The organism is Verrucomicrobiota bacterium, from assembly GCA_016871675.1.
Classification (GTDB): Bacteria; Verrucomicrobiota; Verrucomicrobiia; order Limisphaerales; family VHCN01; genus VHCN01.
The window spans coordinates 1-22,878 of record VHCN01000056.1 but is presented as its reverse complement, the minus strand read 5'-3'; the positions used below and the strand labels follow the sequence as shown (position 1 = coordinate 22,878).

The 22,878-nt window shown below is 65.6% G+C and carries 22 protein-coding genes; 16 read left to right on the top strand and 6 right to left on the bottom strand.

The features are described 5' to 3' along the window. Window positions 1-211: integron integrase (locus tag FJ386_11645; protein ID MBM3877361.1), on the top strand; the 211-nt coding region annotated here is incomplete at its 5' end. Between the two features lie 63 nt (window positions 212-274). On the opposite strand, the gene lpxA is transcribed toward FJ386_11645, so the two are convergent. Both lpxA and FJ386_11635 read right to left on the bottom strand, forming a co-directional pair. After that, window positions 275-1,042, bottom strand: a complete 768-nt coding sequence (gene lpxA / locus FJ386_11640; protein MBM3877360.1) for an acyl-ACP--UDP-N-acetylglucosamine O-acyltransferase — start codon at window positions 1,040-1,042, stop codon at window positions 275-277. A 22-nt stretch (window positions 1,043-1,064) separates the two neighbouring features. Further along, complete coding sequence (locus FJ386_11635) at window positions 1,065-2,642, bottom strand: bifunctional UDP-3-O-[3-hydroxymyristoyl] N-acetylglucosamine deacetylase/3-hydroxyacyl-ACP dehydratase (GenBank protein MBM3877359.1); 1,578 nt, start codon at window positions 2,640-2,642, stop codon at window positions 1,065-1,067. Between FJ386_11635 and FJ386_11630 the strand changes: the two genes are divergently transcribed. The 8 genes from FJ386_11630 to FJ386_11595 all read left to right on the top strand — a co-directional run bounded on the left by FJ386_11630 (window position 2,428) and on the right by FJ386_11595 (window position 9,501). Beyond that, window positions 2,428-3,387: a type II secretion system protein gene (locus FJ386_11630; protein MBM3877358.1), complete on the top strand. Its 960-nt coding sequence runs from the start codon at window positions 2,428-2,430 to the stop codon at window positions 3,385-3,387. The two genes, FJ386_11635 and FJ386_11630, sit on opposite strands and share 215 nt — an antisense overlap. A 99-nt stretch (window positions 3,388-3,486) precedes the next feature. Continuing rightward, window positions 3,487-4,461 carry a DMT family transporter gene (locus tag FJ386_11625; protein ID MBM3877357.1) on the top strand — a complete coding sequence of 325 codons (975 nt, stop codon included), beginning with the start codon at window positions 3,487-3,489 and terminating at the stop codon, window positions 4,459-4,461. Window positions 4,462-4,529: 68 nt separating this feature from the next. Further along, window positions 4,530-5,183 carry a site-2 protease family protein gene (locus tag FJ386_11620; protein ID MBM3877356.1) on the top strand — a complete coding sequence of 218 codons (654 nt, stop codon included), beginning with the start codon at window positions 4,530-4,532 and terminating at the stop codon, window positions 5,181-5,183. An 89-nt stretch (window positions 5,184-5,272) separates the two neighbouring features. After that, window positions 5,273-5,956: a thymidylate kinase gene (locus FJ386_11615; protein MBM3877355.1), complete on the top strand. Its 684-nt coding sequence runs from the start codon at window positions 5,273-5,275 to the stop codon at window positions 5,954-5,956. 2 nt (window positions 5,957-5,958) lie between these two features. Then, a complete protein-coding gene (locus FJ386_11610) occupies window positions 5,959-6,723 on the top strand; it encodes a thymidylate kinase (GenBank protein ID MBM3877354.1) in 765 nt (254 codons plus the stop codon). Between the two features lie 19 nt (window positions 6,724-6,742). Continuing rightward, a complete protein-coding gene (locus FJ386_11605; protein ID MBM3877353.1) occupies window positions 6,743-7,747 on the top strand; it encodes an ROK family protein in 1,005 nt (334 codons plus the stop codon). 27 nt (window positions 7,748-7,774) lie between these two features. Then, on the top strand, window positions 7,775-8,773 hold the full coding sequence (locus FJ386_11600) for a Ppx/GppA family phosphatase (protein ID MBM3877352.1): 999 nt from the start codon (window positions 7,775-7,777) through the stop codon (window positions 8,771-8,773). 113 nt (window positions 8,774-8,886) lie between these two features. Continuing rightward, complete coding sequence (locus FJ386_11595) at window positions 8,887-9,501, top strand: superoxide dismutase (GenBank protein ID MBM3877351.1); 615 nt, start codon at window positions 8,887-8,889, stop codon at window positions 9,499-9,501. Window positions 9,502-9,587: 86 nt separating this feature from the next. Here the strand turns inward: FJ386_11595 and FJ386_11590 are convergent, their stop codons facing one another. Both FJ386_11590 and FJ386_11585 read right to left on the bottom strand, forming a co-directional pair. Continuing rightward, complete coding sequence (locus tag FJ386_11590; GenBank protein ID MBM3877350.1) at window positions 9,588-10,556, bottom strand: hydroxyacid dehydrogenase; 969 nt, start codon at window positions 10,554-10,556, stop codon at window positions 9,588-9,590. Window positions 10,557-10,629: 73 nt separating this feature from the next. Further along, window positions 10,630-11,850: a threonine synthase gene (locus FJ386_11585; protein ID MBM3877349.1), complete on the bottom strand. Its 1,221-nt coding sequence runs from the start codon at window positions 11,848-11,850 to the stop codon at window positions 10,630-10,632. Between the two features lie 123 nt (window positions 11,851-11,973). On the opposite strand from FJ386_11585, the gene FJ386_11580 reads away from it, so the two are divergent. From FJ386_11580 to FJ386_11570, 3 genes are all read left to right on the top strand, one after another. After that, window positions 11,974-13,122 (top strand): sulfite oxidase, encoded by a 1,149-nt coding sequence (locus FJ386_11580; protein ID MBM3877348.1) that lies wholly within the window; start codon window positions 11,974-11,976, stop codon window positions 13,120-13,122. A 26-nt stretch (window positions 13,123-13,148) separates the two neighbouring features. Further along, window positions 13,149-13,799 (top strand): fructose-6-phosphate aldolase, encoded by a 651-nt coding sequence (gene fsa / locus FJ386_11575; protein MBM3877347.1) that lies wholly within the window; start codon window positions 13,149-13,151, stop codon window positions 13,797-13,799. A 106-nt stretch (window positions 13,800-13,905) separates the two neighbouring features. Further along, entirely contained in the window at window positions 13,906-15,066 is a 1,161-nt protein-coding gene (locus tag FJ386_11570; GenBank protein ID MBM3877346.1) for a Gfo/Idh/MocA family oxidoreductase, read from the top strand. A 774-nt stretch (window positions 15,067-15,840) separates the two neighbouring features. Here the strand turns inward: FJ386_11570 and FJ386_11565 are convergent. Then, window positions 15,841-16,569, bottom strand: coding sequence for an ABC transporter ATP-binding protein (locus tag FJ386_11565; GenBank protein MBM3877345.1), 729 nt, complete (start codon window positions 16,567-16,569; stop codon window positions 15,841-15,843). Between the two features lie 20 nt (window positions 16,570-16,589). Further along, complete coding sequence (locus FJ386_11560) at window positions 16,590-18,209, bottom strand: efflux RND transporter periplasmic adaptor subunit (protein ID MBM3877344.1); 1,620 nt, start codon at window positions 18,207-18,209, stop codon at window positions 16,590-16,592. A gap of 122 nt (window positions 18,210-18,331) precedes the next feature. On the opposite strand from FJ386_11560, the gene FJ386_11555 reads away from it, so the two are divergent. The 4 genes from FJ386_11555 to FJ386_11540 form a co-directional block, all read left to right on the top strand. Beyond that, window positions 18,332-19,183 (top strand): LamG domain-containing protein, encoded by an 852-nt coding sequence (locus tag FJ386_11555; protein ID MBM3877343.1) that lies wholly within the window; start codon window positions 18,332-18,334, stop codon window positions 19,181-19,183. A gap of 12 nt (window positions 19,184-19,195) precedes the next feature. Next, window positions 19,196-20,665, top strand: coding sequence for a sulfatase (locus FJ386_11550; GenBank protein MBM3877342.1), 1,470 nt, complete (start codon window positions 19,196-19,198; stop codon window positions 20,663-20,665). Between the two features lie 63 nt (window positions 20,666-20,728). Next, on the top strand, window positions 20,729-22,693 hold the full coding sequence (locus tag FJ386_11545) for a metallophosphoesterase (protein MBM3877341.1): 1,965 nt from the start codon (window positions 20,729-20,731) through the stop codon (window positions 22,691-22,693). Window positions 22,694-22,697: 4 nt separating this feature from the next. Next, a partial coding sequence (locus tag FJ386_11540) for an N-acetylgalactosamine-6-sulfatase (GenBank protein ID MBM3877340.1) occupies window positions 22,698-22,878 on the top strand: 181 nt, incomplete at its 3' end.

Genomic DNA, 22,878 nt, shown 5'->3' with positions numbered 1-22,878 from the left:
GATCCGGGCGGCGGCGCAGCGGGTGGGGTTGAGCAAGCGGGTGACGACGCACACGCTGCGGCATTGTTTTGCCACGCATTTGCTGGAGAACGGGACGGACATCCGCACCGTGCAGGAACTGTTGGGACATCAAAGCCTGACGACGACGCAGATTTATACTCATATGATGCAGAAGCCGGGGATCGGGGTGCGGAGCCCGCTGGATGGGTAGGCGCAGCCCGAACGCGCGGGCGGCCTGAAAACCCGGGGTGCACCGAAGCCCGCCGCGCTGCGTTTACTTGCTGATGCCTCGCTCGCTGGCGCGGATGAAGGCGACGAGGTGCAGGACTTCGGGCAGAGGCTTGACGTCTGCCTCAATCTTGGCGAGGGCGTTGGCGACGGTGAGTCCTTCGCGGAAGAGGAGTTTGTGGCACTTCTTCAATGCGTCCTGGACTTCAGCGGTCGCGCCGTTGCGTTCGAGGCCGACTTTGTTGAGGGTGCGCGTTTCGGCGGGGTTGCCGTCGGCGAGCATGAAGGGCGGCACGTCTTGCACGACCTTGGAGCAGCCGCCGATGATCGCCATGCGGCCGATGCGGCAGAATTGGTGCACCGCCGCCAGCCCGCCGATGACCGCGTGGTCCTCGACCGTCACGTGCCCCGCGAGCGTGGCGACGTTGGACATGATGATGTGGTCGCCGAGCCGGCAATCGTGCGCGACGTGGGTGCAGGCGAGCAGGGTGTTGTGCGAGCCGATGACGGTGGTGTCGCCATCCGCCGTGGCGCGGTGGGCGGTGGCGAATTCGCGGAAGGTGTTGTGGTCTCCGATGCGCAGCCAGGTGGTCCCGCCCTTCCACTTCAGGTCTTGCGACTTCTGCCCGATGCACGCGAAGGGGAAGAACTCGTTCTCCACGCCGACAACCGTGTGAGTACCGATGACGACGTGGCTGTGCAGCCTGCACCGGGCGCCGAGAACAGCGTGTTCCTCGACGATGCAGTAGGGGCCGATTTCGCAGCCGTCGGCGATGCTCGCGGTGGGATGAACGATGGCGGTGGGGTGAGCCATGGGGATTTCGGATGGCGAAATCTCAACCGTCGATCAACATGAAGGTCACATCCGCCTCGCTGACTTGCTCGCCGGCGACGGAGCAGACGCCGCGGGCCTTGCCGATCTTGCCGCGGGCCTTGGTGAGTTCGACCTCGATCACGAGCGTGTCGCCGGGGCGGACAGGCTTGCGCCATTTCACGTTCTCGGCGGCCATGAAGTAGGCGAGCTTCCCGAAGTTCTCGGCCTGCTTGAGCATGAGGATGCCCGCGACCTGCGCGATGGCTTCGAGCTGGAGCACGCCCGGCATGATGGGATGGCCGGGGAAGTGTCCCTGAAAATAAGGCTCGTTCGCGGTGACGTTCTTCGCGCCGGTGATCTTGTTCCCCTCGATGCGCAGCACGCGGTCCACCATCAGGAACGGGTAGCGGTGCGGGAGGATTTTCATCACCTGCATCACGTCGAGCAAGGCGCCGTCGCGCACGAGTTCCTCGGGCGGCGCGGGCTCGGCGGCGGGCCTGGACGCGGGCGGCGCGAAGGTTTGCGCGGCGATGAGCGGCTGGCGCATGCGCGCGGAAAGCTGGCGCGCGAGGCCGCAGTTCGCCGCGTGGCTCGGCCGCACGGCGACGATGTGCCCGAGCAGCGGCCGCCCGAGCAGCGCGAGGTCGCCGAGGATGTCCAGCATCTTGTGCCGCACGAATTCCTCCGGATACCGCAACGGCTCGGTCGTGAGCACGGCGTCGTCGCGGATGACGACGGCGTTCTCGAGGCTGCCGCCCTTGATGAGCCCGTTCTTGATGAGGAACTCGATCTCCTCGAAGAAACAAAACGTGCGCGCGTGCGCGAGCTCCTTTTCCCAGCTCTCGGGGGTGACTTCGAGGGTGAAGAATTGCGTGAAGCGGTTGTGGCGGTCGGCGCTGGTGCAGGAGATTTTCAGCCGGTCATGCGGGAGCACGGCCAGCGTGGATTCGCCGGTGTTGAACTCGACGGGCTCGGACGGCTGCCACGGCTCGCGCGGCTGGTCCTGCGGGATGAGACCCGCGGAGGCGATGAGCTTGACGAACTCGCGCGCGCTGCCGTCCGCGATGGGCGGCTCGCTGGAGTCGAGTTCGATGATGGCGTTGTCCACGCCCGCGCCCGCGAGCGCGGCGAGGACGTGCTCGACGGTGTGAATCCTGACGTGGCCCTTGCCGAGGGTGGTGGAGCGGTTGGTCTCGACGACGTTCTCGACGAGCGCCTCGACCTCGGGCTTGCCTTCGAGGTCGGTGCGGCGGAAGCGCAGCCCGGAGTTCGGCGGCGCGGGCAGCAGGACCATGTTCACGCGATTGCCACCGTGAAGCCCGAGCCCGGAGAACGTGACGGCCTGTTGGAGAGTTTGCTGCGGCAGCACGGGACGATTTAAGCGGATGCAAGCGGCGAGAGCAACGGGGGAAATGGGCCGGGACGCGCCCAAGGTCGCCCGCACGCCGAAGGCAGCGGCTCGATCCGGCGTCGCGTTGGCGCTGTGCGCCGACGCGTCGGCTCGCAGCGCCGGCTCGACAACCGAAATGAGCCACCGTCCCGCCGAGATTCGGCTTGTGCGCGTCGGCCTCCGCCTGTATGCACTCACGCATCGAGACATGAAATCATCAGGCCAGTTTCAACCGCGCACAGGTCCCCTTCGCCGTGCGTTCACGCTCATTGAATTGCTCGTGGTCATCGCGATCATCGCCATTCTGGCCGGCCTGCTCTTGCCGGCGCTCGCGAAAGCCAAGCAAAAGGCCGTGCAGGCCAAGTGCACGAGCAACCTCAAGCAAGCCGGCCTTGCGATCGCTCTCTACGTGGACGAATACACGGACCGGCTGCCCGGCACGCTCACGCAGGGACTTTGGTCCGGCCAGCATGCGCAATACACGCGAACCTCGACTGACCGCCTAGTTTACTATCTCGCTCCGTATCTCGGCCACCCGCGTCCGGAGCAACTTCCCAACAACAACGGTCGGGACGTCGAGATATTCTTCTGCCCCGGGTTCAAGCGCGAGGCCACAAACGTCACGAGTCTCAACCGAAACGACTACATCTTGATTGGGACCGGCGTCATTCGGGGCACAACCATCAATGTCCGCCAGCTTCCGTTCGGGTATCCGCCGAACAGCAACACGCCTCCGAGCCCCGTCGTCCCGCCCCTTCGTCTCAGCGATGTCGCGGCGTTCGGTCCCCTTTCCGAGATCTGGACGATGGTTGACGCCGACCAGGTCGGGACCACCAACGTAGGCAACTCTTGGCGTGCGCAACTTCCGCGTCAACCCAGCCACGGCAAGGTTCGCAACTACCTCTACTTTGACGGTCACACCGCAACGAAGGAAGTGTTCGTCGGCGATTACTGATTTTCGGCGTTCCCGGCATCCCACCAGGCCGTAAGTCCGATACTCGGCATACGGGCTTTCGGCCGCGGAATTCCATCCGCCTCGCGTTCCGCTTCCCGCGTGACATCGGACGGCTCGCGCTCGCACCATCGCCCGATGCTTGGAGCGCTGCTCGCCACCCTGCTCTTCTCCGCGTCCGCGGTGTCCGCCACGCGGACGGCCCGGCTCATGGGCGGGACGGAGGCGAACTTCTGGCGGCTCGCGCTCGCCGCCCTGTTGCTCGGGCTTTACGCGCACACGCTCGGCGGCGGAACCGGCGGCGGCGCCTACCACATCTTCGCGGTCAGCGGCGTGCTTGGTTTCGCGCTGGGTGATGTGTCGCTCTTCCAGTCGCTCACCCGGCTCGGCACCCGCCTGACCGTCATGCTCGTCAACACGCTGGCCGCGCCCATCGCCGCGCTCACGGAGTGGCTCTGGCTCGGCACGACGCTCACGCCGACGGAGATCGCCTGCGCGGGATTGATCCTCGCGGGCGTGGCGGTCGCGCTCGCGCCGGGCGAACACGTGCACATCGAGCCGCGGAAGTTCTGGATCGGGATTTTCGCCGGGTTCCTCGCGGCGTGCGGACAGGCGTGGGGCGCGGTGTTGAGCCGGAAAGCCTTCAGCCTCGCCGCCGCCGCCGGGCAGGAAATCGACGGCGGGACGGCCTCGTATCAGCGCATCGTGGCGGGCGTGGCGGTGGCCGGCTTGTGCCTGCTCGTGGTGAAGTGGCGCTGGGTGTTCGCGCACGGCCGGCAGGCGATGGCCGCTTCCGACGCCGAACTCGATCTTCCGGACTCGGCGCAAAAGTGGCGCGGCGCGTGGCCGTGGATTGTGATGAACACCCTGTGCGGCCCGACCTTTGGCGTGAGTTGCTTCCAATGGGCGCTCAAGACGACGGCAACCGGCGTGGTGCTGCCCATCGTGGCGCTCACGCCGCTCGTGGTGATTCCCTTCGCGGCGAAGTTTGAGGGCGAGAAGCCCGGCGCCCGCTCGCTCGCTGGCGGCGTGCTCGCAGTGGCGGGCGCGGTGGCGCTCGCACTGGCGCGGGGGTGAGGCGTTCGACGCGCCCGTTGGGCTGAATTTCACTTTGCCATCGCGGCTCCTCTGCTACGGTTTCGCGCGTGGACACTGCGGCCATTGCGGACTTCTTGATCAAATACATCGGCCTCATCGTGCTCCTGTCGTTCCACGAGTGGGGGCACGCGTGGGTCGCGCTCAAATGCGGCGACGACACCGCCCGGCAAATGGGGCGCGTCTCGATCAACCCGATCGTCCACATCTGCCCCATCGGCACCGTGCTCATGCCCATCCTCGGGTTTGTGCTGAGCGGAAGCGCGCTCGGCTCGTTCATCATCGGCTGGGCGAAGCCGGTGCCCGTGAATCCGAACAATCTCCGGCAACCGCGCATTGATGACACCCTCATCGCCATGGCCGGCCCGATGATGAACCTCCTGCTCGGCGCGCTGCTCATCGGCGTCGCCAAAATCGGCGTGATGGCGGATGCGGCCATGCTTCAGGAAATCGGCTTCCGTTTCGCCGCGCTGAGCCTGTTCCTGTGCTTCTTCAACCTGCTGCCCATCCCGCCGCTCGACGGTTCGCACGTGGTCAAGAACCTGGTGGGCATGAGCTGGGAATTCTACATGAAGATCGCGCAGTTCGGATTCATCCTCGTCATCATCGCCATTCAAATCCCGGGGGTAAACCGCTTCATCTACCGCATGACCGTCGGGACGCTGGACATCTTCGCGAGCCTGTTTGGACTGCGATTGAACTGAGGCTGAGGGGGTGCGCAGGCGGATGACCGTCGCTCCCAGTGAAACGCTTTCCATTGCGCCGCCGCCCCGCTAGATTCAGCGCCGCCACGATGAAGACCTTCGCCGAGCTGAACTTCCCCGGCAGACTCATCGCCGTCGAGGGGCTCGATGGCTCGGGCAAGTCCACCCAGATTTACCTGCTGAAGCGCTGGCTCGAGTTGCAGGGGCTCAAGGTGTTCTTCAGCGAGTGGAACTCGTCCGAGATCGTCAAGTCCGCCACGAGCAAGGGCAAGAAGATGACCCTGCTCACACCGACGACGTTCAGCCTCGTGCATGCGACGGACTTTGCGGACCGCTACGAACGTCAGCTCGTGCCGTTGCTGCGAGCGGGCTACCTCGTGCTGTGCGACCGCTACATCTTCACGGCGTTTGCGCGCGACACCGTGCGCGGCTGCCGGCCCGAATGGGTCCGCGGCATCTACAACTTCGCCGCCCTGCCCGACCTCACGTTCTTCTTCAAGGCCAGCCTCGACGTTTCGCTGCACCGCATCCTCGACGGCCGCCCGCAGCTCAAGTTTTTCGAGGCGGGAATGGACTTGAAGCTATCACCCGACCCGGAGGAAAGCTTCCGCATCTTCCAGGGGCGCATCCTCGAGCAATACCTCGCGATGAGCAGCGAGTTCAGCTTCCTCATGCTGGATGCCGACCAGTCAGTCGAACAGCAGCAGCAGCTCGTGCGGCAGCTCGTCGCCGGCAAGGTCAATCTCTCCTCCTTCGTCACCCCGCCCGCCTGACCATGCCCAAGCGATCCGCCAAGCCTGCAAAGAACGGCCTCCCTGCGGCCCCGCAGGTCATCATCCCCAAGCCGTCGCGCAAGCGCTTCTATGGCCACGGGCTGCCGTCAGTGGACCTCGACCGGCTCACCGGCAAGCTCATCGTCATCGAGGGCGCGGACGGCTCCGGCCGCTCGACGCAGATCGCGCGGCTGGTGCAGTGGCTCGAGGCCGGCGGCCACGCCACTTCACAGGTCGGCCTCAAGCGCTCGACGCTCGTCAGCGAGGAACTCGACCTCGCCCAGAACGGCAACATTCTCAGCCGCTCAACGCTCAGCCTTTTCTACGCGACGGACTTCGCGGACCAGCTCGAAAACGTCATCATCCCCGCGCTCAAGGCGGGCTTCGTGGTGCTCGCCGACCGCTACATCTACACGCTCATGGCGCGCGACTTGGTCCGCGGCATGGACGGCGAATGGCTTCGCAATCTCTACGGCATCGCGCTCGTTCCCGACGCGGTCTTTTACCTGAACGTCCCCCCGCAGGAACTGGTGCAGCGCACGTTCACGAAGAACCACGCGCTCGACTACTGGGAGAGCGGCATGGATCTGGGCCTCTCGCGCGACATGTTCGACAGCTTCCTCGAATACCAGTCCCGCATGGCCCGGCAGTTCCGCGAACTCCAGCGCACCTACGGCTTCACCATCCTCGACGGCACTCGCACCCAGGACGAAACCAACGCCGAGCTTCGCGAGCGCATCGAGAAAGTCCTCTCCGGCAAAAGCTGAACGTCCAACCGGCTGCCCCGTGCCCGACACCAACTCCAAGCGCGACCTGTTCATGGGCGTGGACCTCGGCGGGACCAAGATTCTCGCCGCCGTGTTCGATGCGCAATTGAACTGCCTCGGTCGCGCAAAGGCCAGCACCAAGCCCGAGCGCGGTCCGGACGCGGTCATCGAACGTGTCGCCCGCTGCGCCCGGGAGGCTGTCGATGAGTGCGACCTGTCGTTCGAACGTGTGAGGGCCCTCGGCATCGGCGCGCCCGGCGCCGTGGACCCCGAGTCGGGCCGGATGATCTTCGCGCCGAATCTCAAATGGGAGGACGTGCCGCTCCGCAAGGAAATCGAGAAACACCTCGACATCCCCGTGTTCGTGGAGAACGACTGCAACCTCTGCGCGCTTGGTGTCTTCGAAGTCGAGCTGCAATCCAGACCGCGCTCGATGGTGGGCATCTTTCTCGGCACGGGCATCGGAGGCGGGATCATTCTCGATGGACGGCCATTCTCCGGCTTCAACCGCACGGCCGGCGAGATCGGACACATGGTGCTCAACATCAACGGCCCCAAATGCGGCTGCGGCAACAAAGGCTGCTTCGAAGCGCTCGCCAGCCGCACCGCGCTCTTCAGAAGCATCCGCGACGCGGTAAAAGACGGGCAGAAAACCGTGCTGACCGACATGCTCGGACCAGATCTCGCCGACTTGCGCAGCGGCGACCTTCGCAAGGCCATCAAGCGCGGCGACAAATATGTCGAGAAACTCGTCGAAGACGCCGCGGAATACACGGGCATCGCCGTCGCCAACATCATCAACCTTCTCAACCCCGAAGTCGTCGTGCTCGGCGGCGGCCTCATGGACCAGCTCGCCGACGAGATGATGTCCATCATCGTGGAGACAGCGCACGAATACGCCCTGCCCGGCACCGACAAGGGCATCGAGATCATCACCACCAAGCTCGGCGACGACGCCGGCATCACCGGCGGCGCGGTGCTCGCCCGCCGCGCGAGCCGCGCGGATTCGCGGGGCGAGAAGTGATGCGTGTGGGCTGAGGAGCAAACGGCGATGAACTACGACTCCACCCACCCCCGCACGGAGGAGGCCGCGATTTGTCCCTCTGCGCCGTTCCGGCGCCGCGCCGTCATCGACGTCGGGACAAACTCCGTGAAGCTCCTCGTCGCGGACGTCGGCACGGCCGTGGTCCAGCCCGTCCTCGAAAAGAGCGAACAGACCCGGCTCGGCCGCGGGTTTTACAAGACGCGCCTGCTTCAGCCCGATGCCATCGCACACACGGCGCGCGCCGTGGCTGGATTTTCTGCGGAAGCCATGGCACTCGGCTCGACCCCGCCACGCGTGCTCGGCACGAGCGCCGCGCGTGACGCGCTGAACGCAACCGAGCTCGCCGCCGCCCTCCGCAACGCCTCGAATCTGCCGCTCGAAGTCATCACCGGCGAACAGGAGGCGGACTTCGCGTTCCGCGGCGTCACCAGCGACCCGGCTCTGCGCGATTCACCGCTGCTCATCCTCGACGTCGGCGGCGGCAGCACCGAGTTCATCGTGGGCCGTGGCGAGGACCGCCGCTTCGCGAGGAGCTTTGAGCTGGGATCGGTCCGCTTGCTTGAGCAATTTCCCATCGGCGATCCGCCCTGCGCCGCCGAGCTCGCCGCCTGCCGGCGTCACGTTCGGAGTTTTCTCGATCGCGAAGTCCGGCTTCAACTCGAGCCCGCGCTCGCCGCCGCCCGCCGCGACGGGACGCTGTCCCTCGTCGGCACCGGTGGGGCGACCACCATCCTCGCACGCATGGAGCACCGGATGACCGACTTCGACCGCGCCCGAATCGAGGCGCTTCGCCTCTCCCGCGACCGGGTGACGGACTGGACGAACCGCCTTTGGGCGCTCCCACTCGCCGCGCGGAAAGAGCTGCCCGGGCTGCCTCCGAAGCGCGCCGACGTGATCCTCTTTGGCGCCGCCATTTACGAAGGCGTGATGGAGTGCTTTGAAATCCCGGACCTTCGGGTGAGCACCCGCGGCCTGCGCTTCGGCGCGCTGATGGCGGCGGGGTGAGCCGGCCAGTCCGGCCAATTAACCGCTTGCGCCGCCGCGCTTCGTTTTTATAGTCCACCTACGTTTTCCGGAGCCGTTGGTTCCGGGATCATCCAACTGAAATCGCGACCATTATGGCATACCAATATCCCAACAGGCAGGAAGCCTTGCTCGCCAAGGTCAAGGGCAAGACCGGAAAAATCTCGGACAAGACGCACGAGGAACACCTCAAGCTCTACACGGGCTACGTCAACAAGACCAACGCCATCCTCAAGGAGCTCGAGGAACTTGCCAAGACCCTCGACCCTGCGAATCCTGCGCACGCAAATCAGATTTTCTCCACCCTGCGCTCACTCAAGGTGGACCTGACCTTTGCGCTCGGCGGCATCATCAACCACGAGATTTACTTCTCCGTGCTCGGCGGCAAGGGCGGTCCCGCCACCGGCAAGGTCGGCGACCTGATCAACAAGTCCTTCGGCTCCTTCGACGCCTACAAAAGGGACCTCAAGGCCACCGGCATCGCCGCGCGCGGCTGGGCTTGGACCGGCTACGACCCGACGACCGGACTGCTCTTCAACTACATCGGCGATGCGCAGAACACCTTCCCCATCTGGGGCGTGAAGCCCGTGCTCGCGCTGGACACCTACGAGCACGCCTACTACGCCGACTTCTTCACCGCGCGCGGCGCCTACATTGACGAGTTCATGAACAGCGTGGACTGGGACCAGGTGAACGCCTTCCTCGGATAACGACATCGAGCACGGCTCGATTGAAGGGCGCGGCTTGCGCAGGCAGGCCGCGCCTGTTGCTTTCCCCGCACTGCAAGGCCGCGCAGTTATCGTCGCGGCGCCGCGAAGTTCACGGAATTCACCGCAGCCTGGCCGGACAGCACGCGGGCGACGTCGCTCGCGACGCCTTCGGCGGTGCGGTCCTGCGCTTCCGTGGTGAACGATGCGATGTGGGGCGTGAGCACGACATTGTCCAGCACCTCAAACTCGCCACGGCTCGCGGGCGGCTCCGTCTCCCGCACGTCGAGCCCCGCGCCACCGAGATGCCCGGACTTGAGCGCGGCGAGCAGTGCGGCTTCATCCACCACGCCGCCGCGCGAGGTGTTCACGAAGAACGCGCCGCGTTTCATCGCGGCGAATGAGCGCGCATTGAACATCTGCCGCGTCTCCGCCGTGAGGGGCGAGTGAGTCGTGACGAAGTCCGCCTGCGCCACCGCTTCGTCGAGAGTGGCGGCAAGCATCGCGCCCGACTCGGCAAGCGCCGGCGAGCCCGGTTTCATGAACGGGTCGAACACCACCACGCGCATTTCGAACGCCTTCGCGCGCACCGCCACGCGCCGGCCGATGCGGCCAAGGCCGCAGATGCACACGGTCTTGCCGGCGAGTTCGGTTCCGGTGTAACGCAGGCGGGCCCACTCGCCCGCGCGGGTGGAACGGTCGGCCGCGACGACCTTCCGGGCGAGCGCGAGCATCAGCGCGAACGTGTGCTCGGCCACGCTCATTGCGTTCGCGTCGAGCGGCGCGATGACGACCACGCCCGCTGCGGACGCAGCCTTCATGTCGATGTTATCGAGCCCCACGCCGTGCCGGCCGATGCACAGGAGCTTCGGCGCGGATGCGAGCAACCCGGCCGTCACCTGCGTCTGGTTGCGGATGATCATCGCGCGCGCGTCGCGGATTGCTTCCGTGAGGCGCGGCTCGTCCTTCCAGAGCGCGCCATCGCGCACGACGGTGAAGTTCTCCGCGAGCTTGTCGAGGCTCGCCGCCTGGATGTCTTCGGTGATGAGAATGTCCATTGGGGTCAACCACGAATGCACGAAGGACACGCGGCATCCTCGTTCCCCTTCGTGCTCTCCGTGTCTTCGCGGTTCAAATCTGGTCCCATTCGACCGGCTTGGTGATGTCCACGCGCCCGAGTTGCTCGCGCACCGCCTCGGGATATTTCTGCGAGGCGCCCGTGTTGAACACCAGCACGCGCTCGTCCCGGTTGATCTTGTTCTCGCGCAGCAACACTTCAAGCGCGCCGAGGCAGACCGCGGTCTCGGGGCAGAGCGCGATGCCCTCGAGCGACGCCGCGAGCCGCATCCATTTCGGAATGTCCCCCTCGGGCGTCGCGATGGCCACGCCGCCACTCTCGCGCACCGAGTCGAGGATCATGAAATCCCCGACCGCCGCCGGCACACGGATGCCGCTGGCGATGGTCGCGGCATTCTCGAACTTCTTCGCGAACCGGTCGCCGCGCTTGAACGTCTCCGCGATCGGCGCGCACCCGTCGCTCTGGCAGGATATCATGCGCGGCTTGCGCGAGGACTTGAGCCAGCCGAGCGCCTCGAGTTCTGCGAACGCCTTCCACATGCCGATCAAGCCCGTGCCGCCACCCGTCGGATAGAGGATCACGTCCGGCAGCTCCCACTCGAACTGCTCGGCGAGTTCGAGCCCCATCGTCTTCTTGCCCTCGATGCGATACGGCTCCTTGAGCGTGCTCACGTCGAACCACTTCATCTTCGCCTTGCCCTCGCCCACGATGCGCCCGCAGTCCGTGATCAGCCCGTTGACGAGAAACGTCTTCGCGCCGGCGAGAAAGCACTCCTTCTGGTTGATGCCCGGCGTGTCCTCGGGCATGAACACATACGCCTCCATCCCCGCCCGCGCGGCGTAGGCGGCCATCGCGCCGCCGGCGTTGCCCGCGGTGGGGCATGCGACGCGCTTGATGCCAAACTCCTTCGCCTTGGTGATCGCCATCGCCATGCCGCGCGCCTTGAAGCTCCCGGTCGGCAGCCGGCTTTCGTCCTTCATGAAGAGCTGCTTCAGCCGGAAATGCTCGCCAAGCCGCTTGGTCGCGAGAATCGGCGTGATTGTTTCGGTGAGCGAGACGATGTGCGCCGGGTCGCGCACGGGAAGAAGCTCTTGATACCGCCACATCGTCGGCGCGCGGCCGGCGAGGGATTTCTTCGTGAAGTTCGCGTGGACGGCGTCGAGGTCGTAGCGCACCCACAACGGCCGCTGGCACGCGGTGCAGAGATTGTGGACGCGGGTGGATTCGTAGCGCTGCCCGCAATTCGCGCATTCGAGGTGGGTGACGAAAAACACCGCCGGATTCAAACGGCGCGCCCGGCAAGCGTCAAGCACCCGGCTGGTTGCGCGCGAGACGCGACGATTGTCTTGACCCTCCGCACTCGCGGGTTTCCACTTCCAACACAGCCGCCGCACCGCATGAACGCGACCCAATCCGCTCCCGTGCCCGCATCGCCGCCCGCCGCGTTTCCGGGACTCGTCATCCGCGACAAGCACCCGGAAAACCTCGAATTTCCGTTCTCTTCGCTGTCGGGCGTCATCATACCCAACGACCAGTTCTTCGTCCGCAGCCACTTCGCCGTGCCGAAACTCGACCGCGCCAAGTGGCGCCTGCGCGTCGAGGGACTCGTGGAGCGACCGCTCGACTTGTGCGCCGGGGACCTCCACGAACTTCCTCGGCACAGCGTCACCGCCACCCTCGAATGCGCGGGCAACAGCCGCATCTTTCTCCATCCGAAAGTCAGCGGTCTGCAATGGGAACTCGGTGCCGTCGGCAACGCGCATTGGTCGGGCGTCCCGCTCGCCGCCGTGCTCGAACGCGCAGGCATGAAACCCGGCGTCGTTGAGATCGTCCTCGAGGGCGCCGACACCGGCGAAATCAAGAAGGAGCCGGTCTCGCCGGGGAAAATCCACTACGCGCGCGGGCTCCCGCTCGCGAAGGCGCTCGACCCCGACGTCCTCCTCGCCACGCACATGAACGGCGAACCGCTCTCGGTCGCGCACGGGTTTCCGCTGCGCGCGGTCGTGCCGGACTGGTATGGCATGGCGTCGGTCAAGTGGCTCACCCGCATCATCGTCACCGACCGCATCTTCCGCGGCTATTTCGAAGGCTCGGACTACACGTATTGGGACCAGCGTGACGGATTGCCCGCGCAGCTCCTGCCCGTCGGCGAGGTCGAAGTGAAGGCACAAATCGCCCGGCCGACACTGCACGAAGTCATCCCGGCCGACTCGGTGTATCGCATTCATGGCGCGGCGTGGACGGGCAACTCGCTCATCACGCGCGTCGAAGTCAGCACCAACGGCGGCCGCTCGTGGCGCGAGGCACAGCTTCTCGGCGAACCCGTCCGCCACGCGTGGCGGCTGTGGGAATTCCACTGGCGCACCCCGTCGAAGCCCGGCGGTTGCGTGCTCATGGCCCGCGCCACCGACGCCCGTGGGCGCGTCCAGCCGATGACCCGCGACGCCCACCGTGGCAACTACGTCATCACGCACGTCCAGCCCATCGAGGTCGAAGTGCGCCGGATGAAATCCGCCTCGGTGGACCCGGACGGCTACGCGATTTGAACCGGCGCGGCCCGGGCGATTGACCCATGAAACTGTTCATCGACACCGCCGACGTCGCACAAATCCGCGAGGCTTGGAGCTGGGGCATCATTGACGGCGTGACCACCAATCCCACGCACGTCATGAAGACCGGCCGCAACCCGGACGACGTCTATCGCGAAATCCTCGCCCTCGTGGACGGGCCCGTCTCGCTCGAAACCATCGCCACCGAGGCGCCGGCCATCGTGTCCGAGGGCCGTGCGCTCGCGAAGCTCGGCCCCAACGTCGTCGTGAAAGTGCCCGTCATCCGCGAAGGCTTGAAGGCCGTGAAGGCGCTCTCCAGCGAAGGCATCAAGACGAACGTGACGCTGAACTTCTCCCCGTTGCAGGCGTTGCTCGCCGCGAAGGTCGGCGCGACCTACATCAGCCCCTTCGTCGGCCGCCTCGACGCCGTGGGCCACACGGGCATGGACCTCGTCCGCCAGATTCGCACCATCTACGACAACTACGGCTTCCAGACGCAGATCCTCACCGCGGCGGTGCGGCATCCCGAGCACGTCCTGCAAGCCGCGCTCGCCGGCTCGGACGTCTGCACGATGTTCTTCGACACCCTCAAGTTGCTCTACGACCACCCGCTCACCGACATCGGCCTCGACATCTTTCTCAAGGACTGGGCGAAAGCGACGGCCAAGGGATGAACCCCAAAGACACCAAGGACACAAAGCCCGGAACGAGGCGAATGGTCGGGCCTGAACCGACGGCCTTCAGTGCAATCCTTCGTGCCGTCGCGCCTTCGTGGTTGGAATGAAACTCCGCCTTGGCTTCCTCGGCATCGGCAGCATGGGCATCAGCCACGTGCAGCAATGGCACGTGAAACTCGCCGCACGCTCGACCTGCGCCGCCCTTTGCGGACGCAACGAAGCCAACCTCAAGCGCGCCCTCGCCGTTGCGCCGGATGCGAAAGTCTTCTCCGACGAACGCGAGCTGATCCATTCGCCCCTCGTGGACGCCGTCGCCATTTCCACGCCCAACTTCACGCACGTCCCGCTTGCGATCGAAACACTTCGCGCGGGCAAACATCTCTTTCTCGAAAAGCCCTGCGGCATTTCGCAGGACGAGTGCGCGCAGTTGCTCGACGCCGCGGGCCACACGGACCGCGTGGTGATGATCGGCCACGAGTTGCGCTACTCGCCCTACTTCCAGCGCATCAAGGCGCTTGTGGACGCCGGCGAAATCGGCCGGCCGCGCATGACCTGGACGCGCGAGTTCCGCGGGCCGTTCCAGCCCAAGTCCGGCCAGTGGATTCAGGACATCCGCCGCTCCGGCGGGATGCTCGTGGACAAGAACTGCCACCAGTTCGACCTGATGAACTGGTGGTGCGGTGGCAAGCCCGCGCGCGTCTCGGCGTTCGGGCGCAGCGCCGTCATGCGCATCGTCGAGCCGGCGCACCAGGTCAACGACCACGCAACCGTGAGCTACGAATACGACAACGGCGTGCTCGGCTCGCTGCAAATCTGCCTCTTCGGCCGAGACTTCCCGGACGAGGAACTCGAAATGGGAATCGTCGGCGAAGCCGGCTCGCTCCAGACGCGCATCCGAGCCCCGCGCCAGCGTGCCGCCACCTCTCACCCAGCCTCCGGCCACCCTCTCCCCCCATCCGATGAGGGGAGAGGGAAGAGTGAGGGGTGTTTCTCGGCTGAACCCGCAACCGACGGCACTCTTGAAATCCTTCAGTGGAAACTCGGCGCGAAGCAGAAGGAACCCATCATCCACCGCGTCGAGAGCAGGCGCGGCGAAGGGTGGGGCAACCACCTCGGCTTCGACGAAATGCACGCGGCCTTCCTCGACGCCGTGCTTGATGGCAGACGCCCGCTCACGACCGTGGCCGATTGCGTGGATGCCACGCGCCTCTGCATCGCGGCGGAGGAGAGCATCAAAAACAAGAGTGTGGTAAAAGTCCCATAGTGCGAACGATGCAAATGCCGCGACTCGAGCGAATCGTCCTTTCTACACTTGGACTCAGCGTGGTTCTTTGCCTCGTTAATCTCGCCTTCCGGCCGTTCGAGCCTCACCACGAGGGTAAGCCGCTTCGATACTGGGTCCATCGCACGGGCGAGTTCGGAAGCTTGCAGTTCCATGGTGAGACGGGCGACGCACTGCAAGCGATGGGGGACAAGCCGTTCCTTGGCTCTTGGACAAACTCAAATCCGAGGACTCGAATCTAGTCGACCCAACGATTGAGTGGCTTCGCGAGTGCTTCGGAAACAGATGGGAAGTGGGAACTACGAGAGCCGAGTGGCGTTGTCTTTCTGCACGGAGTGTGATGTTCATCGGCGGGCCAGCATCGAATGCCATTCCTCTCTTGGTAATTTGTCTCAATCACAGTCAAAGATATTGATTCAATGGTCGCTGTTTCGGCCCTTGCCACTTTGCGCTCCTTTGGCACTAACGCTCGAACTGCTGTTCCGTCTGTCGTTTCGTTGACGAATCTTAGTGACGAAAGCATCCGCAAAAGTGCGCGTCGGTTCATTCACATCTTCGATGCGGACACTGCCTCATCGCCACAACCTGTGCTCGCCCCAACCACTAGCAGCAAATGAGCATTCAATCCCTCTACCTCAACGGCAAGTTCATGACGGCGGACCAGGCTGTCGCGGTCGTCAATCCCAAGATTAGAGAGACGATCGAGCGGATGTTGGTCGAAGGCGTGACGGCGTGGTTCGGGCGAACGGCGGGCGGTCAGTTCGTGGGCAGGGCGAACTTCGGGGCGTCGGCCTGCCCGCCGAGCTTGGCGTCCACATTGCGGGCGATCTTGCCGTCGCGAATCTCGATGCGGCGTGGCGTGACGGCGGCGATCTCGGGGTCGTGGGTCACGAGGGCGATGGTGCGGCCCTTTTTGCTGAGTTCGTGGAACAGGTGGAGGATGGTTTCGCCGGTATGCGAGTCGAGGTTTCCCGTGGGCTCGTCGGCGAAGACGATCTTCGGGTCGTTCACGAGCGCGCGGGCGATGGCGGCGCGCTGTTGTTGTCCGCCGGAAAGCTGGAGCGGCCGGTGCTTCGCGCGGTTCTGCATGTCCACCATCTCGAGCGCGCGCATGGCGCGGTCGCGTCGCTCGCGCGAGGAGACATCGGCGTAGATCATCGGGAGCTCGACGTTTTGGAGGACGTTGAGCTTGGGCAGGAGGTTGAAGAACTGGAAGACGAACCCGATCTTGCGGTTGCGGACGGTGGCGAGCTGGCGGCTGGACAGGGAGTGGATCATCTCGCCGTCGAGGCTCACGGTGCCCTTGGTCGGCGTGTCGAGGCAGCCGAGGATGTGCATGAGCGTGGACTTGCCGCTGCCGGAGGGTCCGATGATGGAGATGAACTCGCCGCCGTCGATGTCGAGCGAGACGTCGTCGAGCGCCCGGATTTCCTCGCCGCCGAGGTGGTAGAGCTTGCTGACGTTGCGGACTTCGATGAGGGCCATGGCTCGTGGCGCGAGGCGGACTACGGACCCGTGCCGTTGGACTTCGAACCGCCTTCCACCGGCTTGCCTCCGCCGGTGCCGCCTTTGCCGCCGCCGGGGCGTCCGCCTTTGCCGCCACTCGCGCCGCCACCCGTGCCGCCTTCGCCACCGCCCTTGCCCCCGCCGCTCGTGCCGGTCGCGCCAGTGCCTTCACCACCGCCTTTGTAGCCGCCCTTGGCGCCCATCTTGGCGCCTTTGCCGCCCTTGGCGCCTTTGCCACCCTGAAACGCGGCGGAGACGATGCCGACATCGTCGGCGGGTTGGATGAGCGACACGGTTTCGCCGCCTTCGAGGCCGGTTTGGACTTCGCAGTAGTCGTAATCGGACACGCCAATGCGGATCGGCTGGCGGATGAACTTCTCGTCCTTCTTCACGTAAACAAACCGGTCGCCCTTCTCGCTGAAGACGGCGGCGAGAGGGACGGCGATGACGTTTTCCGCGCTGGCGAGCGGAATGGCAAGGTTTGCGGTCATGCCGGGCCGCACGGCGGTGTCGGCGTTGCGCAACAGGATGCGCGTCGTGTAGCCCTTGATGGAATTGCGGATCGTCGCCTGCGGGGCGATGCGATCCACCGTGCCGGTGAGCTTGAGGCCCGCGACGGCTTCGACCTCGACGTCCACCTTCTGCCCGACTTTGAGGCGTGTCACGTCAGCCTGATTAATGTGCGCGGTGATGACCATGTCGGCGAGGTTGGCGATGGTGAGGACCTCGGTGCCGCTGTTGACGCCGCTCGAACCGCTCACGGCCTGCCCCACGGAGACAGGCCGCGTGAGCACGGTGCAGTCGAACGGCGCGAGAATCTTGGTCTTGGAAATCTTGTCCTCGACGAGTTGCAGCGCCTTGAGGGAGCGCTCGTGGTTGTTGCGGGCGAGGGCGTGGTTGTTCTTGGCGAGGTCGAGCTCGGCCTTGGCGTTCTCGAGCACTTCGTGGGTGAGGAGTTTCTGGTGGCTGTTGCTGGCGAGCGCGTGGTTGTTGCGGGCCTGGTCGAGCTCGGCCTGGGCGTTTTCGAAGACTTCCTTGGAGAGCAGTTTGTCCTCGTAGAGGCGTTTGGTGCGGTCGAAGTTGATCTGGCTCTTCTCGAGGGTGAGCCGAGCGCTTTCGATCTGCAGCTTGGCGGCGTCAATCTCCGTCTGGCGCTGGCTGCGCTCCAGCGGCGCCTTGTTCTGGAAGATTTGCTCCGTGCGGTTGTAGTTGAGTTGCAGTTTCTCGACGGTCAGGCGCGCGCCTTCGATCTGAAGTTTGGCCGCCTCGATCTCCGTCAGCCGCTGGCTGCGCTCGATCTGCAAATCGGAGTCGTCGAGCGAGAACAGCACGTCGCCTTTCTTCACCTTGTCACCGATGTCCACGGCGAGGACGGCGATCTTGCCGCTGACTTCGGGGCGGACGGAAACCTGATCCGCGGGGCCGATGTCACCGGCGGCGAAGACGGCGAAACTGATGTCGCGGGACGTGGCGGTCGCCGTCGTGGGCCGGCCGGATTTCTTCGCCTGCGGCTGCGCGGGCTTGAGGAAGGCGAACGTGTCCGGATACTTTTGGTAAGCCCACCAGCCGCCGCCGCCAAGGGCTGCGAGGACAACGAGCCAGATGACCAGCTTCTTCATGCGCCAAGTCCCGGCACATTAGCGGCCGTGCAAGCGGCGTGCAAACAGTGTTTCACCGGAACCGGACGCTGCGGCGGCTTCCGGGGCTTGACGTCCGGCTCAATTCGCGCACAACTCCCTTCATGAAACACCGCTTCCTCACAGGTTCGCTCATCGCCGTTTCGATCCTGGCGTCCGCAGGATTGGCGCAAACCGCTGCCTTGAATCAGGCGCTCACGTTTCACGCGTCCTTCGACAAGGGCTTCGACGCCGACTTCTCGCGCGGGGACAAGGCCGCCGTCGTGCGCGGCAAGCAGGGCCCGGTGCCGCTTGCGGCGAACGAAGAGTTGAAGCTCGTGCCCGACGGGCGCTTCGGCGGCGGGCTGCACTTCACGAAGAAAGGCTCCACGCAGCCGCGCTTCAAGGGCGCGGGTGTGCTCGGCTACAACGACAAGAGCTGGAGCGCGTCCGTCTCCGTCTGGCTGCGGCTGGACCCGGACAAGGACCTGGCCCCGGGCTATTGCGACCCGGTGCAAATCGTCGGGGACGACACGAAGAAGGGCTTCATCTTCCTTGAATGGTCGAAGGACGAGACGCCGCGCGAGTTCCGCTTCGCCATCCGGCCGCTGGAGCAGATTTGGAATCCCAACAAGCTCGACTGGGCGAAGATGACCGACGCCCAGCGGCCGGCGGTGAATCTGAAGCGCGCACCGTTCTCCCGCGAGCAGTGGACGCACGCGGTCTTCACGCTGGAGAACGTGAACGACAAGGCAAGGAAGCCGGTGGGCCGCCTCTACTTGAACGCCCAGCTCATGGGCAGCATCGAGAACTGGGACCTCACGCTCGGCTGGAACCCGGATGCCGTGGCGCTGGTGCTCGGCGCGGCTTACGTCGGGCATCTCGACGACCTCGCCGTGTTCAACCGCGCGCTCACCGCCGCCGAGGTGAAGACGCTCAACGGGCTGAAGACCGGGGCGCGCGAGCTCCATCCCTAGCCGCGCCGCCTCATGGAGCGACTGGCTGCACTGCTGCTTGCCTTGTTCGGTATCGCGGACGCCACTCACGCTGCCGCGCCGCCGAACGTCGTTCTCATCCTCGCTGACGACCTTGGCTACGCGGACCTGGGCTGCTTCGGCGCGAAGGACATCCGCACGCCCCACTTGGATCGGCTCGCCGCGCAGGGGACGCGCTTCACGAGTTTCTACGTCGCGCAGGCAGTCTGCACCGCGAGCCGCGCGGCGTTGATGAGCGGCTGCTACCCGAATCGCATCGGCCTCGCGGGCGCGCTCAATCACACCAGCCGCAACGGCATTCACCCCGACGAATGGCTGCTGCCCGAGCTGCTCAAGGCGCGCGGCTACGCGACCAGCTGCATCGGCAAATGGCACCTCGGCACCGTGCCCAGCCTGCGCGCGACGCGCCACGGCTTCGACGAATGGTTCGGCATCCCCTACTCGAACGACAACTCGAAGTATCACCCCGTGCTCGCCGCCGAGATGCCGCCGCTACCGCTGCACGACGGCGACAGGGTCGTGGAGCTCGACGCGGACCAAAGCCGGTTCACGCGGCGCTTCACCGAACGGGCGGTGCGCTTCATCGAGAGCAACGCCAAGCGGCCGTTCTTCCTCTACCTGCCGCACGTCATGCCGCATGTGCCGGTCTTCGCGTCCGAGAAGTTCAAGGGCCGCTCGAAGCGCGGCCTGTATGGCGACGCGGTGGAGGAACTCGACTGGTCCGCAGGTGAAATCCTCGCCGCGCTCGACCGCCTCAAGCTCGCGGACAACACGATCGTGATTTTCTTTTCCGACAACGGCGCATGGTTGAGCTACGGCGAGCACGCGGGAGCGAACACGCCGTTGCGCGAGGGCAAACTGACGGCGTTCGAGGGCGGTGTGCGCTCGCCGCTGCTCGTGCGCTGGCCCGGCAAAGTCCCGGCGGGCCGCGTGAGCGACGCGCCATGGATGTCCATCGACTGGCTGCCGACGCTGGCGGAACTCGCCGGCGGCAAACCGCCCGTGCTCAGGATTGACGGCGTGAGTGCGAAGCCGCTGCTGCTCGGCGAGCCGGGGGCGAAGCCGCCGCACGAGGCGCTGTTTTTTTACGCCGGTGATGAGTTGCACGCCGTCCGCAGCGGCGAGTGGAAGCTGCATTTCCCGCATCCGTATCTCACGACGGCGGGCGCGCCGGGCCGCGACGGCAAACCCTCGAACTGGGGCAAGGGCGCGCCGCGCTCCATCAAGGATTCGAGCATGGACGCCATTGCGAGCCGGCACGGGCAGCGCGTCGAGCGGCTGGAGCTGTCGCTCTTCAACCTCACCACCGACCCCGGCGAGACGAAGAACCTCGCGGTGCAGCAACCGGAGGTGGTCGCGCAACTCACGAAGCTCGCCGTGCCGATGCGCGCGGACTTGGGCGATTCGCTCACGGGCGTCAAGGGCACGGGCCGGCGCGCCGCCGGGACTGAGCCGGCGAACTGAGACTCGTCATCGCCGCAGACTTGCGCGCTGAGTCAGCTGGTCTTATCAAATCCCACGCTTGCCATGAAACGCATCACCCGCCGCTCCGCCTTGAAGTCCACCGCCGCCGGCCTGGGCGCGTTGGCCCTCGCCCGCTCCCCGCTCGCCGCGCAAAACGCCCCGCAGCCCTTCGGCGGGGAGTTTCCCAATCTGGAATCCCTCACCACCGGCGAGTGGTGGGCCAAGCCCAGCGCACCCAAGACGGCGCCCAAGAGCAACAAGCCCAAGGCCAGCCCGCCCGCCCCGCCGCCGCCGATGGACGTGCCGCGCGAGCAGGTCGTCGCCTTCGCGCTCTACACCCATCAGCACGGCGTGCTCAAGCTCACCGCCCAGCTCTTCCCGCTCAAACCCGGCGAACCCCGCGTCGCCCGGCTCGAATTGCAGCGCGGCGGGAAGTGGGCGGAGGCCGCGCGTGCCGAGGTGCTTTACCCCGGCTGGGACGCGCACTTTCGCATCGAGAAGTGGGACAACACGCAGGACGTGCCCTACCGTGTGCGCCACGGGGACCGCGCCGTGTTCGATGGGCTCATCCGCCGCGACCCGGTGGACAAGGAGGAGATCATCGTGGCGAACATGTCCTGCAACTCCAGCCGCACCGTCGGCGAGCGGGCGGAGATTGTCGCCAGCCTCAAACACCACAACCCGGACCTGCTGTTCTTCGGCGGCGACCAGACGTATCGCCACACGGAGCACACGGCGGGTTGGATCGAGTTCGGTCTCCAGTTCCGCGACGTGATGCGCGACCGCCCGACGGTGTCCATCCCCGACGACCACGATGTCGGGCACGGCAACGTGTGGGGCGAGGGCGGCAAGCGCTCGACCATTTCCGGCGATGCCGACGGCGGCTACCGCTACCCCGTCGCCTACGTGAACCAGGTGCATCGCCAGCAAGCTTGGAGCCTGCCCGACCCCGTGGACCCCGCGCCCATTGACCGCGGCGTGACCGTCCACTTCACCCGGCTCACCGTGGGTGGCGTGGACTTCGCCATCATCGAAGACCGCAAGTTCAAGACCGGCCCCGCCGGAAAAATCCCGCAGATGGGCCCGCGCCCCGACCATATCAACGACCCGAAATACGATCCCAAGACCATTGACCTGCCGGGCTTGCAACTGCTCGGCGCGCGACAGGAGCGATTCCTCGCCGACTGGTCCGCTGATTGGACCGGCGCGGAAATGAAATGCGTCTTGTCGCAGACCGCCTTCTGCGGCGCGGTGCACATGCACGGCGGGCGCCAGAGCCGATTGCTCGCGGACCTCGATTGCAACGGCTGGCCGCAAACGCCCCGCAACCGCGCGCTCGAACTCATCCGCCGCGCGTGGGCCGTCCATCTCTGCGGCGACCAGCATCTCGCCGTCGTGGTGAAGCACGGCATCCACGAGTTTGGCGATGGGCCCTACGGCTTCACCAGCCCCGCGCTCGTGAACACGATTTACGGCCGTTGGTGGCATCCGCTGGATGAAAAGCCCGGCCCGAACCCGGTGCCGAACAGCCCGCTGCCGTGGACCGGTGACTTCAAGGATGGCCTCGGCAACCGCCTCTCGATGCTGGCTTATGCCAACCCCGAGAACATTGCCGACGAAAAGCAACGCGCCGATGGCTACGGCCTGGCGCGCTTCAACAAACGCACGCGCATGATCACCTTCGAATGCTGGCCGCGCTTCAGCGACCCGCGGCAAGGCAACGCCGCGCAGTTTCCCGGCTGGCCCATCACGGTGGCGATGGACGCGAACGACGGCCGCAAAGTCGTCGGCTACCTGCCCGAACTCGTCTTCGCTGGCGGGGCGAATCCCGTCTTGCAAGTCATCGAGGAGCAGACCGGTGAAGTGCTCTACACGGTGCGCGCGCAGGGTGGACGCTTCCAGCCGCGTGTTTACCGCGCGGGCAGGCACACCGTGAAAATCGGCCGCAGCAAACCCACCGGGCAAACCCTCGCCGGCCTCGAGCCCAAACCCAAAACTGCCGCCGGTCAGCGTGCGGTGACTCTCTGACGCAATGAAACAAGTGCTTGTCCTCCTCGCGGCCACACTCACACCGTTCCTCGTCCACGCCGCGCCCGCCAAACCCAACGTCGTCATCATGCTCGTGGATGACATGGGCATCATGGACACGTCGGTGCCGTTCCTCACCGATGACGCCGGCAAGCCGAAGCGCTATCCCCTCAACGACTACTACC

Coding starts and splice junctions, on each gene's coding strand:
- lpxA (MBM3877360.1), bottom strand. CDS start 1,042: ATGGCTCACCCCACCGCCATCGTTCATCCCACCGCGAGCATCGCCGAC.
- FJ386_11580 (MBM3877348.1), top strand. CDS start 11,974: ATGAACGCGACCCAATCCGCTCCCGTGCCCGCATCGCCGCCCGCCGCG.
- FJ386_11610 (MBM3877354.1), top strand. CDS start 5,959: ATGCCCAAGCGATCCGCCAAGCCTGCAAAGAACGGCCTCCCTGCGGCC.
- FJ386_11550 (MBM3877342.1), top strand. CDS start 19,196: ATGGAGCGACTGGCTGCACTGCTGCTTGCCTTGTTCGGTATCGCGGAC.
- FJ386_11565 (MBM3877345.1), bottom strand. CDS start 16,569: ATGGCCCTCATCGAAGTCCGCAACGTCAGCAAGCTCTACCACCTCGGC.
- FJ386_11630 (MBM3877358.1), top strand. CDS start 2,428: ATGCAAGCGGCGAGAGCAACGGGGGAAATGGGCCGGGACGCGCCCAAG.
- FJ386_11635 (MBM3877359.1), bottom strand. CDS start 2,642: ATGTCTCGATGCGTGAGTGCATACAGGCGGAGGCCGACGCGCACAAGC.
- FJ386_11560 (MBM3877344.1), bottom strand. CDS start 18,209: ATGAAGAAGCTGGTCATCTGGCTCGTTGTCCTCGCAGCCCTTGGCGGC.
- fsa (MBM3877347.1), top strand. CDS start 13,149: ATGAAACTGTTCATCGACACCGCCGACGTCGCACAAATCCGCGAGGCT.
- FJ386_11590 (MBM3877350.1), bottom strand. CDS start 10,556: ATGGACATTCTCATCACCGAAGACATCCAGGCGGCGAGCCTCGACAAG.
- FJ386_11570 (MBM3877346.1), top strand. CDS start 13,906: ATGAAACTCCGCCTTGGCTTCCTCGGCATCGGCAGCATGGGCATCAGC.
- FJ386_11545 (MBM3877341.1), top strand. CDS start 20,729: ATGAAACGCATCACCCGCCGCTCCGCCTTGAAGTCCACCGCCGCCGGC.
- FJ386_11615 (MBM3877355.1), top strand. CDS start 5,273: ATGAAGACCTTCGCCGAGCTGAACTTCCCCGGCAGACTCATCGCCGTC.
- FJ386_11555 (MBM3877343.1), top strand. CDS start 18,332: ATGAAACACCGCTTCCTCACAGGTTCGCTCATCGCCGTTTCGATCCTG.
- FJ386_11595 (MBM3877351.1), top strand. CDS start 8,887: ATGGCATACCAATATCCCAACAGGCAGGAAGCCTTGCTCGCCAAGGTC.
- FJ386_11600 (MBM3877352.1), top strand. CDS start 7,775: ATGAACTACGACTCCACCCACCCCCGCACGGAGGAGGCCGCGATTTGT.